Source organism: Vibrio sp. 2096 (genome assembly GCF_033339595.1).
GTDB lineage: Bacteria > Pseudomonadota > Gammaproteobacteria > Enterobacterales > Vibrionaceae > Vibrio > Vibrio alginolyticus.
The window spans coordinates 50,516-62,787 of sequence record NZ_JAWOUX010000008.1; the positions used below are offsets into that span (position 1 = coordinate 50,516).

At 45.6% G+C, this 12,272-nt stretch carries 11 protein-coding genes; 9 read left to right on the forward strand and 2 right to left on the reverse strand.

Features of this window, described 5'->3' with window-relative positions; translation table 11 throughout:
• Nucleotides 1-195 (forward strand): hypothetical protein (locus tag R7Q41_RS15740; RefSeq protein WP_206949545.1); only part of this gene is annotated, 195 nt, incomplete at its 5' end.
• A gap of 13 nt (nucleotides 196-208) precedes the next feature.
• On the opposite strand, the gene R7Q41_RS15745 is transcribed toward R7Q41_RS15740, so the two are convergent.
• The gene (locus tag R7Q41_RS15745; RefSeq protein ID WP_064369039.1) at nucleotides 209-1,387 is read right to left on the reverse strand and encodes a 2-octaprenyl-3-methyl-6-methoxy-1,4-benzoquinol hydroxylase; all 1,179 of its coding nucleotides are present in this window, start codon (nucleotides 1,385-1,387) and stop codon (nucleotides 209-211) included.
• Between the two features lie 257 nt (nucleotides 1,388-1,644).
• Between R7Q41_RS15745 and miaB the strand changes: the two genes are divergently transcribed.
• From miaB to lnt, 5 genes are all read left to right on the forward strand, one after another.
• Nucleotides 1,645-3,069, forward strand: coding sequence for a tRNA (N6-isopentenyl adenosine(37)-C2)-methylthiotransferase MiaB (gene miaB, locus R7Q41_RS15750; RefSeq protein WP_005373038.1), 1,425 nt, complete (start codon nucleotides 1,645-1,647; stop codon nucleotides 3,067-3,069).
• A 73-nt stretch (nucleotides 3,070-3,142) separates the two neighbouring features.
• The gene (locus R7Q41_RS15755; RefSeq protein WP_005373033.1) at nucleotides 3,143-4,240 is read left to right on the forward strand and encodes a PhoH family protein; all 1,098 of its coding nucleotides are present in this window, start codon (nucleotides 3,143-3,145) and stop codon (nucleotides 4,238-4,240) included.
• A 2-nt stretch (nucleotides 4,241-4,242) separates the two neighbouring features.
• Nucleotides 4,243-4,707, forward strand: a complete 465-nt coding sequence (ybeY, locus tag R7Q41_RS15760) for an rRNA maturation RNase YbeY (protein ID WP_005373030.1) — start codon at nucleotides 4,243-4,245, stop codon at nucleotides 4,705-4,707.
• Nucleotides 4,708-4,812: 105 nt separating this feature from the next.
• Nucleotides 4,813-5,712 carry a CNNM family magnesium/cobalt transport protein CorC gene (gene corC, locus R7Q41_RS15765; protein WP_005384118.1) on the forward strand — a complete coding sequence of 300 codons (900 nt, stop codon included), beginning with the start codon at nucleotides 4,813-4,815 and terminating at the stop codon, nucleotides 5,710-5,712.
• 33 nt (nucleotides 5,713-5,745) lie between these two features.
• Complete coding sequence (gene lnt, locus R7Q41_RS15770) at nucleotides 5,746-7,263, forward strand: apolipoprotein N-acyltransferase (protein ID WP_203345953.1); 1,518 nt, start codon at nucleotides 5,746-5,748, stop codon at nucleotides 7,261-7,263.
• Nucleotides 7,264-7,347: 84 nt separating this feature from the next.
• Here the strand turns inward: lnt and R7Q41_RS15775 are convergent, their stop codons facing one another.
• A complete protein-coding gene (locus R7Q41_RS15775; protein WP_005373024.1) occupies nucleotides 7,348-7,818 on the reverse strand; it encodes a zinc ribbon-containing protein in 471 nt (156 codons plus the stop codon).
• A gap of 153 nt (nucleotides 7,819-7,971) precedes the next feature.
• Between R7Q41_RS15775 and leuS the strand changes: the two genes are divergently transcribed.
• From leuS to holA, 3 genes are all read left to right on the forward strand, one after another.
• Nucleotides 7,972-10,545, forward strand: a complete 2,574-nt coding sequence (gene leuS, locus R7Q41_RS15780) for a leucine--tRNA ligase (RefSeq protein WP_238966649.1) — start codon at nucleotides 7,972-7,974, stop codon at nucleotides 10,543-10,545.
• Nucleotides 10,546-10,697: 152 nt separating this feature from the next.
• Entirely contained in the window at nucleotides 10,698-11,237 is a 540-nt protein-coding gene (gene lptE / locus R7Q41_RS15785) for an LPS assembly lipoprotein LptE (protein ID WP_005384122.1), read from the forward strand.
• Nucleotides 11,238-11,242: 5 nt separating this feature from the next.
• Nucleotides 11,243-12,262 carry a DNA polymerase III subunit delta gene (gene holA / locus R7Q41_RS15790; protein WP_222712417.1) on the forward strand — a complete coding sequence of 340 codons (1,020 nt, stop codon included), beginning with the start codon at nucleotides 11,243-11,245 and terminating at the stop codon, nucleotides 12,260-12,262.
• The last annotated feature ends 10 nt before the right edge of the window (nucleotides 12,263-12,272 follow it).

Sequence of the window (12,272 nt, forward strand, 5' to 3'; positions counted from 1 at the left end):
GAATTGGTAGACGCACCAGATTTAGGTTCTGGCGCCGCAAGGTGTGAGAGTTCAAGTCTCTCCTTCCGCACCATTATCGGAAAACCCAGCATGACTTTGCTGGGTTTTTTCTTTTTTTGGTTCTGGACTCGGGAAATCATTAGATTTGCCGAATTAAAAAAGCGAGCTCATGGCTCGCTTTTTTTCTATCTGTGATTTGAGTAGCTTACTACATACCTAACGCGTATTTCAGTACTTGAGCCTTAATTGGCCCTGAGTTTTCAGCAAGCTTCAATGCAGCATTACGTACGAACTTCAATGGCCCTAGATCGTTGCTAAAACCTTTATAGAAAAAGTCCATGCCCGTCTGCATGAGTAAGTTGTCAGGTCGACGTGCGCGTTCGTATTTCGCGAGTAAGGTATCTTCCAGCTTTTCTTGTTGTTCTGTTACCGAAAGGAGAACGTCTACATCTTTGAAGCCTAAGTTTACCCCTTGCCCTGCAAGCGGGTTGATCGTATGGGCAGAGTCACCCACTAATACGCAATTTTTGCTTGAGTAGCTTTGCGCATGACGACGAGTGAGTGGGAATGAGCCAAACTGTAAAACTTCAATATCGCCTAATTCTGCAGGGAAATGACGTAAGATTTCTTCCCTTAGTTGAGGTTTACCCATCGCACACAGTTGTTTAATACGTTTAGGCGAGTCATACCAAACCAAAGAACCTTGGCCTACTATTTGACCATCGTCGTTACTCAAAGAGCACAGAGGTAAAAATGAACGTGGGCCTGAAGGTGTAAATTGTTGCCAAGTAATATCTTGCTGAGGCAATTCTGTTTTCACGTTAATCAACATGCAGTGTTGTCGGTAATCCCACGCAGTTACACCAATTCCAGCCAATTGACGAACTTTAGAGTTTGCACCATCAGCACCAATCACCCAGTTAGCTTCAAACTGCGCCCCACTTTCTAGTGTCACAAGATTTACATCTGCAAACTCAATGGCTTTTAATCGCTCAGGACACATCACGGTTAGATTTTCATACTTAGAGAAGACTTGCCAAAGACCTAATTGGATTAGGCGATTTTCAACGATGTAACCTAGCTGATCCAATGACAATTCATCAGAGTGAAAACGAGTACGGCACTCTGGGTGCTCCCAAGTTTCTAAGCGCCGATAAGGACAAACTCGCATGCTCTTGATCTCTGACCATGCTCCGAGTGAATCAAGTAACTCCACCGACTGGTGCGAGATTGCAGATACACGAATATCCATCGCCTGAGCGGCATCAAAAACTTTAGGTTTTGTACCTTCGACCAAGACAACGCTTCTGCCCTGCTTGGCAAATCCAACAGCGACGGCTGCCCCGACCATACCGCCACCGATCACGGCGATGTCATACTTGTTCATTTTTCACTCTTCATCGTGCTGATTAATTGGCGTTTTTTATTGTACTTTCCATGGCTACTTTTACAAAATTGTTTAACAAAAAACCTTGTTCAGCATAGGGCGAAAAACTAGATTTCATCAGGCTTTGCAGAGAATTAGCTAGATCACTAGTCAGGTGCTTTTTAAAGCAGTACAATACGCCGCTTACCGCCGTGATGGCGGCTATAATTTGAGCAATAGCTCTCCGATTTAAGTACAACTGAACGAGCGAAAGTGAGATGAGTAAGAAACTGCTAATTAAAACCTGGGGCTGCCAGATGAACGAATACGATTCATCAAAAATGGCCGACCTGCTTAATGCTGCAAACGGCTACGAGCTGACGGAAGAGCCAGAGGAAGCAGACGTACTTCTACTTAACACCTGTTCGATCCGTGAAAAAGCGCAAGAGAAAGTTTTCCACCAGCTAGGCCGCTGGAAAACACTAAAAGATAAAAAACCTGGCGTAGTTATCGGTGTAGGTGGTTGTGTAGCAACGCAAGAAGGTGACCATATTCGTGAACGTGCACCATACGTTGACGTTATTTTTGGCCCACAAACTTTGCACCGCCTACCTGAGATGATCAAACAATCTCAGTCCGATGATGCACCAGTTATGGACATTTCGTTCCCAGAGATCGAAAAATTCGACCGCCTACCTGAACCTCGCGCTGAAGGTGCGACAGCATTCGTTTCTATTATGGAAGGCTGCTCTAAGTACTGTACTTACTGTGTCGTACCGTACACTCGTGGTGAAGAAGTAAGCCGTCCAATGGATGACGTACTGTTCGAAATCGCCCAACTTGCTGAACAAGGCGTACGTGAAGTAAACCTTCTGGGTCAAAACGTAAACGCGTACCGTGGTCCTATGCACGATGGTGAGATCTGTTCATTTGCAGAACTGCTTCGTTTGGTTGCGTCTATCGATGGTATCGACCGTATTCGTTTCACGACGAGCCACCCGTTAGAATTCACAGACGACATCATCGCAGTATACGAAGATACGCCAGAACTTGTGAGCTTCCTGCACTTACCTGTGCAAAGTGGTAGTGACCGTATCCTAACGATGATGAAACGCCCTCACACCGCTATCGAATACAAATCGATCATCCGTAAACTGCGTAAAGCTCGTCCTGATATCCAAATCAGTTCAGACTTTATTGTTGGTTTCCCTGGTGAGACAGACAAAGACTTCCAAGACACCATGAAGCTAATCAAAGATGTAGACTTTGACATGAGCTTCAGCTTTATTTTCTCTCCACGTCCAGGTACGCCAGCAGCGGATTACCCTTGTGATGTGTCAGAACAAGTGAAGAAAGAGCGCCTTTACGAACTACAGCAAACTATCAATGCTCAAGCGATGCGTTACTCTCGCTTAATGCTTGGCACAGAACAACGTGTTCTAGTTGAAGGTCCTTCGAAGAAAAACCTAATGGAACTACGCGCTCGTACAGAAAACAACCGTGTAGTAAACTTTGAAGGTAGTGCAGACCTAATTGGTCAGTTCGTTGATGTGAAGATCGTAGACGTATTTGCAAACTCACTGCGTGGTGAGCTAGTACGTACTGAAAAAGACATGGATCTTCGTAGTGTGATTTCCCCAACGCAGATGATGGCGAAAACACGTCGCGAAGATGAGCTGGGTGTAGCTACTTTTACGCCGTAAGCTCGTATAAATAGCCATAGAGAGCCTGGTCGTTATCAGGCTCTCACTAAGTGGCAAAAAATGAGAGGCAACATTGAGCAATAAAATCGTAACTCTAGAAATTAACCTAGAACCTTCAGACAACCGCCGACTAGCTAGCCTGTGCGGTCCATTCGATGACAACATCAAGCATTTAGAACGTCGTCTAGGCGTTGAAATTAACCACCGTAGTGACCACTTTACGATTGTCGGTAAACCTCATACCGCATCAGCTGCGCTGGATATCCTGAAAACTCTATATGTTGATACCGCACCTGTACGAGGTGAGATCCCAGATATTGAGCCTGAGCAAATCCATCTAGCGATCAAAGAGTCTGGTGTTCTTGAGCAGAATACTGAGTCTAACATCGAGCATGGTAAAGAAGTCTTCGTCAAAACCAAGAAAGGTGTGATCAAACCACGTACGCCAAACCAAGCGCAGTACTTGGTTAACATGGTCACGCATGATATTTCTTTTGGTATTGGCCCGGCTGGTACAGGTAAAACCTACCTTGCTGTAGCAGCAGCTGTTGACGCACTAGAGCGCCAAGAGATCCGCCGTATTCTACTTACTCGTCCAGCGGTTGAAGCTGGTGAGAAATTGGGCTTCCTGCCTGGTGATTTAAGCCAGAAAGTCGACCCATACCTACGTCCGCTATACGACGCCCTATTTGAAATGCTGGGCTTTGAGCGCGTAGAGAAGCTGATTGAACGTAACGTGATTGAGGTTGCTCCTCTTGCTTACATGCGTGGTCGTACTCTAAACGACGCCTTCATCATTCTTGATGAGAGTCAGAACACCACTGTTGAGCAGATGAAGATGTTCCTAACGCGTATTGGTTTTAACTCTCGCGCGGTTATCACTGGTGATGTCACGCAGATTGACTTACCTCGTGGTGCGAAATCGGGTCTTCGTCATGCTATTGAAGTACTAAGCGAAGTTGACGACATCAGCTTTAACTTCTTCTTAGCCGACGACGTTGTACGTCACCCTGTGGTTGCTCGTATCGTTAACGCGTACGAGAAGTGGGAAGCACAAGACCAGAAAGAGCGTAAAGAGTTCGAGAAACGCCGTCGTGAAGAACGCGATGCGAAGTTACTAGAAGCAGCAAAAGCCGAACTGAATGCACAAGTTGCTTCAACTAAGGAATAATCATGGCGATTGAACTTGATCTGCAACTGGCAGTCGAAAATGAAGAAGGTCTGCCTTCGCAGCAAGATTTCCAATTGTGGCTAGATAAGACAATTCCTCTCTTCCAGCCACAAGCCGAAGTCACCATTCGTATTGTTGATGAACAAGAAAGTCATACGCTCAACCATGAGTATCGCGGCAAAGATAAACCAACTAATGTGTTGTCGTTTCCATTTGAAGCACCTCCTGGTATGGAAATAGATTTACTTGGTGATTTGATTATTTGCCGCCAAGTTGTTGAAAAAGAGGCGGTTGAACAGAGCAAGCCTCTGCTAGCACATTGGGCGCATATGGTTGTACATGGCAGCTTGCATCTGCTAGGTTATGATCATATAGAGGATGACGAAGCCGAAGAGATGGAGTCCCTCGAAACCGAAATCATGCAAGGTATGGGTTATGAAGATCCTTACATTGCTGAAAAAGAGTAGCTATTGGCCACTCGACAGGGAAAGGCGAACCACCTAAATGACTCTCGTGTTCGCCTCTCTATGTGTGCTATCACACTTCTGATAGCGTTACTTAATTGAGAAACAATGAACGAAGATAATTCTCCCTCTTCTAACGAAGATAAGAAAGAAAAGGCAGAAGGTCCGAGTAGAAAGTCCTTCTTTGAACGTCTAGGTCAACTATTTCAGGGCGAACCAAAAGATCGCCAAGAGCTTGTGGATGTTATCCGCGACTCTGAAGTTAACGACCTGATTGACCATGACACTCGCGATATGCTCGAAGGTGTTATGGAAATCTCCGAAATGCGTGTGCGTGACATTATGATCCCGCGTTCGCAAATGGTTACCGTTGAGCGTACTCACGACCTTGATACCTTGGTTGCTTTGATTACCGATGCTCAACACTCTCGCTACCCTGTGATCAGCGAAGATAAAGACCATGTGGAAGGCATACTTCTAGCGAAGGACTTACTTAAATACTTAGGCTCAGGCAGTAATCCATTTGATATCGAAGAAGTCATTCGACCAGCGGTTGTAGTACCGGAAAGTAAACGCGTTGATCGACTGCTGAAAGAATTCCGTGAAGAACGTTATCATATGGCCATTGTTGTCGATGAATTCGGTGGTGTTTCTGGTCTTGTGACCATTGAAGATATCCTTGAGGAAATCGTCGGGGATATTGAAGATGAATTCGATGAAAGTGAAGAGACGGACATTCGTAAGCTGAGCAAGCATACGTTTGCTGTCAGAGCGCTGACAACCATCGAAGAGTTTAATGAGACATTCGGAACCAACTTCAGCGATGAGGAAGTTGATACCGTTGGTGGTATGGTCATGACTGCCTTTGGTCACTTACCTTCTCGTGGTGAACTGGTTGAAATTGAAGGCTACAACTTCAAAGTCACCGCTGCCGATAACCGTCGTGTCATTCAACTCCAAGTGACGATCCCAGACGAAGAAACCCTGGTTGAAGCCACTCAAGAGTAACGCGATACCCATTGGGAATCTCAGAAAATTACAATGATGAATGAACTCTTTCATCGCCTTAAGCGGCCCTTAGTGGCCGCTTTTGTTGGCGCCTCTACTACACTCGCTTTCGCTCCTTACCAGCTGTGGCCTATTGCCATTCTTAGCCCAGCAATTCTACTGATTCTTCTTGCTAACCAAACTCCGAAACGCGCACTATGGATTGGTTATGCTTGGGGGTTAGGTCAATTTGCAACTGGCGTTAGCTGGGTTTACGTCAGTATCTCCGGTTTTGGCGGTATGCCGCTCATTGCCAATTTATTTTTAATGGGCTTGCTTGTTGCCTACTTGGCTGTTTATTCAGGCTTATTTGCTTGGCTCAACAACAAGCTGTTTCCTCAATTTACGCTCACAAAAGCACTTCTCGCTGCACCTGCTTTATGGCTGATCAGTGATTGGTTACGTGGTTGGGTGATGACTGGCTTCCCTTGGTTATGGCTAGGCTATAGCCAGATAGATGCTCCACTCGCAAGCTTTGCACCAGTTGGCGGCGTAGAACTGCTTACTCTATTTATCCTTATCAGCGCAGGGGCGTTAGCCTATGCATGGATTCATAAGCAGTGGCTGATGGTGATTATCCCTGCGGTGCTACTCAGTACTGGCTTTGGGATTCGCAACTACGATTGGGTAACACCCCGACCAGAAGACACGACTAAGCTCGCGCTGATTCAAGGTAACGTAGACCAAAACCTAAAGTGGCTACCAAGTCAACGCTGGCCAACCATCATGAAGTACGCTGACTTAACTCGTGAAAACTGGGATGCTGACATTATCGTTTGGCCAGAAGCAGCAATTCCCGCTTTTGAAATTGAAGTGCCTTCATTTTTGAGCAATATCGACAGCGCTGCAAAAATGAATAACAGCGCAATCATCACCGGTGTCGTCAACCAAGCTGAAGATCGACAGTTCTACAACAGTATTCTGTCCCTCGGCATCACACCATACGGTGACTACAGCTTCGATTTAAGCGAACGTTACCATAAGCATCACCTACTACCGTTTGGTGAGTTTGTACCATTTGAAGATATTTTGCGCCCATTAGCGCCATTCTTTAACCTACCGATGTCGTCGTTTAGCCGTGGGGCTTTTGTGCAGCCAAACATCGTTGCGAATGGCATGCACATGGCACCAGCGCTTTGCTATGAGATCATCTTTAATGAGCAAGTGCGTCAAAATGTGACTGACGAAACAGACTTCATTCTAACGCTTTCAAATGATGCATGGTTTGGTCACTCTATCGGTCCTCTTCAGCATATGGAGATCGCCCGTATGCGTGCCTTAGAGTTAGGTAAACCGCTCATCCGCTCGACTAACAACGGATTAACAGCGGTAACCGATCACAAAGGTAAAATCGTTGAGCAAGTACCGCAGTTTGAAACTGCAGTACTGCGCGCAGAGCTCACCCCAACCAATGGACAAACGCCATATCGAATCGTTGGTACTTGGCCATTGTATATTTGGGTTGGGTTAAGTTTAGCGCTGGCGCTCGGCTTAAGAAGAAAACAGAGCTGATAACAGCTTGAAAGTAGAAAAGACAAAAAAGAGGCGACTAAGCCTCTTTTTTATTCATAGCATTATACTGTCGTTACGCGCCATTTATGGCTTTAATGACTGACGAGTAAAGCCTTTGTGACCACATTTAATACACGGAATGATTACAGTTGGGTGGTTATACGTTGTCTTGTGACCACATTCATCACAGACTAAAGTGCCTAAGCCTATCACCTCTCCTGCTTCATATAGCCCTTGATGCTCTAAGTCATCGAACAACTCAACCCACTCAACTTTAGTTCGGTCAGTAATCTCTAACAGCCCTTGCCATATCGAGTCCGCAATCGTTAAGTAAAACGGGCCGCTTTTGCTATCCTCGTAACTCTCTGAAAACTCTTTTAAGTCTGCTTTAAGGTACGCTTTGATTAAAGCCAATTCATCTTTGGTCAAGTCATTAGCAGCATCCACCACTTTGCCCGACGTCTCAATCGCTTTGTTAACTTCTTCCGGACTGTGCTTCAAGGTTTCAATCACATCCTCGAGCATTTCCTCATAACCTGTTTTACGTTTAGGCATAACTGACCTCCATCTTTCTCCTACCTGCGTCACTTAAGGGCGCATGGGTACAGATTGGCTATTGTTGTGATCCCTAGCTTTAGGTATTCTATGACGATCTATTTAAGTCTGTTCTAACCGAACTCACAAATTCCAAGATAACGGATACCATCGATGCAAGAACAATACAACCCACAAGATATTGAACAAAAAGTTCAAAAGCACTGGGATGACAACAAAACCTTTGTTGTAAGTGAAGACCCAAATAAAGAAAAATTCTACTGTCTGTCCATGTTCCCATACCCAAGTGGTCGACTGCACATGGGTCACGTGCGCAACTACACTATCGGTGATGTAGTATCTCGTTTCCAACGCCTACAAGGCAAAAACGTGATGCAACCAATCGGTTGGGACGCATTCGGTCTACCTGCAGAAAACGCAGCAGTAAAAAACAAAACTGCGCCAGCACCTTGGACTTACGAAAACATCGAATACATGAAGAACCAACTTAAGCTTCTAGGCTTTGGTTACGATTGGAACCGTGAATTCGCAACATGTACACCGGAGTACTACCGCTGGGAACAAGAGTTCTTCACTAAACTTTACGAGAAAGGTTTAGTTTACAAAAAGACTTCTTCTGTTAACTGGTGTCCTAACGACCAAACTGTTCTTGCAAACGAGCAGGTTGAAGACGGTTGTTGCTGGCGTTGTGATACGCCTGTAGAGCAAAAAGAAATCCCTCAATGGTTCATCAAAATCACTGAGTACGCTCAAGAGCTACTAGACGACCTAGATAAGCTTGAAGGTTGGCCTGAAATGGTAAAAACCATGCAGCGCAACTGGATTGGTCGTTCTGAAGGTGTTGAACTGAAGTTTAAAGTTAAGGGTCAACAAGACCTAGAAGTTTACACAACACGTCCAGATACGCTAATGGGTGTGACTTACGTGGGTATCGCAGCCGGTCACCCTCTTGCAGCTCTTGCAGCAGAGAACAATCCAGAGCTTGCAGCGTTTATCGACGAATGTAAGAACAACAAGGTTGCAGAAGCTGAGCTAGCGACAATGGAGAAGAAAGGTATGGCAACAGGCCTTACTGCTATTCACCCATTGAACGGCCGTGAAGTTCCTGTTTACGTAGCAAACTTCGTATTGATGGACTACGGTACAGGCGCTGTAATGGCAGTACCTGCACACGACCAACGTGACTTCGAATTCGCAACTAAGTACGGTCTAGATATCGTGCCTGTTATCAAGCCAGTTGATGGCAGCGAGCTAGACGTTTCTGAAGCGGCATACACAGAGAAAGGTGTACTGTTCGATTCAGGTGAATTTGACGGTCTAGAATTCCAAGCGGCATTCGATGCAATCGCAGCGAAACTAGAAGCAGAAGGCAAAGGCACGAAGACAGTAAACTTCCGTCTACGTGACTGGGGTGTATCTCGTCAACGTTACTGGGGTGCACCAATCCCAATGGTAACCACTGAAGACGGTGAAGTTCACCCAGTACCCGCTGACCAACTACCAGTCATTCTTCCAGAAGACGTGGTAATGGATGGCGTAACAAGCCCAATCAAAGCAGACAAAGAATGGGCGAAGACAACCTTCAACGGCGAACCAGCTCTACGTGAGACAGATACGTTCGATACGTTCATGGAATCGTCTTGGTACTACGCACGTTACTGTTCACCACAAGCTGACGACATTCTAGATCCAGAAAAAGCAAACTACTGGCTACCAGTAGATCAGTACATCGGTGGTATCGAGCACGCTTGTATGCACCTATTGTACTCTCGCTTCTTCCACAAACTACTGCGCGATGCGGGTTACGTAACTTCTGACGAACCGTTCAAGCAACTACTGTGTCAAGGCATGGTACTGGCTGATGCGTTCTACTTCGAGAACGAGAAAGGCGGCAAAGAGTGGGTAGCTCCAACAGACGTAGCCGTTGAACGTGATGGTAAAGGCCGCATTACTTCTGCTAGAGACACTGAAGGTCGTGATGTAACGCACTCAGGCATGATCAAGATGTCTAAGTCTAAGAACAACGGTATCGACCCTCAAGAAATGGTAGACAAGTACGGCGCTGACACAGTACGTCTATTCATGATGTTCGCGTCTCCAGCGGACATGACACTTGAATGGCAAGAGTCTGGCGTAGAAGGTGCGAACCGCTTCCTAAAACGTGTTTGGAAACTAGTGAAAGAGCACACAGCGAAAGGCGCAGCAGAAGCAGTAGATACCGCAGCGCTTTCTGGTGTTCAAAAAGCACTTCGCCGTGACGTTCACAAGACTATCGCGAAAGTGACGGACGATATCGCTCGTCGTCAAACATTCAACACCGCGATCGCAGCGATCATGGAGCTGATGAACAAACTAGCGAAAGCGCCTCAAGAATCTGCGCAAGATCGTGCAATCCTTGACGAGGCACTGAAAGCTATTGTTGTCATGCTTTACCCTATCACTCCGCATATCTCATACGAGCTATGGGCAGCACTAGGTGAAACAGACATTGATAACGCGGCATGGCCGACGTTTGACGAAAAAGCGCTAGTTGAAGACGAAAAAACTATCGTTGTTCAAGTTAACGGTAAGCTACGTGCGAAGCTAACAGTCCCAGCTGATATCTCTAAAGACGATATCGAACAGCTTGGTCTAAACGACGAAAACGTGGTTAAGTTCACTGATGGCCTGACTATTCGTAAAGTTATTTACGTTCCAGGTAAACTGCTGAACATCGTTGCAAACTAATCGCAGCTGTCAATTTGTCTCTGTTTAGCGAACTTATTTGTTAACCAAGAGTCATTAAACAGGGTAGTTTTCTACCCTGTTTATTTACCTTAAACCATTCACATGAGTGGTTTAAGGTAAATAACCCCTTCAATTTAGGATGAATACAATCAATGCGCTTTTTCTCTTTGATTAAACTACCAGTGGTATTGGTATTAGCGGGGCTTCTTTCTGCCTGTGGTTTTCACCTTCGCGGCGAGTATTCCGTACCGGAAGAGCTGCACACTATGTCTTTCTCCAGCTACGATGAATACAGTGAATTAACTCGCTATGTTCGCTCTCAACTCGAACTGAACAAAGTTGAACTTGTTCAACCATCATCGACGGTACCCAACCTTCATTTGACGGAAGCGACAATCGATGAGCGTACACTATCGCTTTATCAAAATAGCCGTGCAGCAGAAAAAGAGCTGACATACGTAGTAAAATACCGTGTGACAATTCCTGGCTATGGTTCTAAAAACTTTACGACAACAGTAAACCGCAACTACCTAGACAACCCGTTGACCGCACTTGCAAAATCTGTTGAGCGTGACGTAATTGAAGACGAGATGCGCTTGCAAGCTGCAAAACAGATGATGCGCCAGTTGGGCCGTATTCGTGCCGAATATGAAGCAGGACAAATCTCTGAGCCAGCGAACAAAAACTCTTAGTCACTATGCGAATTTATGCCGATAAGCTAACGGATCATTTAACTAAACAAGTTAAACAGGTTTACTTAATCTTTGGTAATGAGCCGTTACTGATTCAAGAAAGCCGCCAAGCAATCCAAAAGGCAGCGTTTCAGCAAGGTTTTGAGGAAAAACACCGTTTTGCGGTGGATGCTAGCATCGACTGGAACCAAGTTTACGACTGTTTCCAAGCGATGAGCCTGTTTTCAAACCGTCAATTGATCGAGCTTGAAATTCCAGAAAGTGGCGTGACAACAGCCGTCAGCAAAGAGCTGCAAACACTGTGTGATATGCTTCATGATGACATCATGCTCGTCATTGTTGGTAGCAAACTGACCAAAGCCCAAGAAAATGCGAAATGGTTCAAAGCATTAAGCTCAAAAGGCGATTGGGTAAGCTGCTTGTCGCCAGACCTTCAACGCCTACCTATGTTCATTCAGACACGTTGCCGCACGTTGGGACTAAAGCCCGATCAGCAATCACTGCAAATGTTGGCTCAATGGCATGAAGGTAACCTATTTGCATTGTCACAAAGCTTAGAGAAATTGGCCCTACTCTACCCGGATGGTGAGCTGACTATCATACGTTTAGAGGAAGCCCTAAGTCGCCATAATCACTTTACTACGTTTAACTGGATCGACGCCTTACTGGCAGGTAAAGCAAACCGTGCACAACGTATTCTTCGCCAACTTGAGGCGGAAGGGGTCGAGACCGTGATCTTGATTCGAAGTGTACAAAAAGAGTTGAGCCAACTTTTAAATATGCATCAAGACTTAACTCAAATGGGAATGAACCAGGTATTTGAGAAATATCGAGTTTGGCAAAACAAGCGTCCACTCTATAACGCAGCACTGACCCGCTTATCGGCGAGTCGTATTTGTGCATTGCTCTCCTTGTTGGCTCAAGCAGAGATAAAAGCCAAAACTCAATATGACGAGTCTGTATGGCCAACTATTCATCAGTTGAGCTTAGAAACCTGCTCTCCTGATATTAAGCTGGCAATTTAAAAATCAAAGC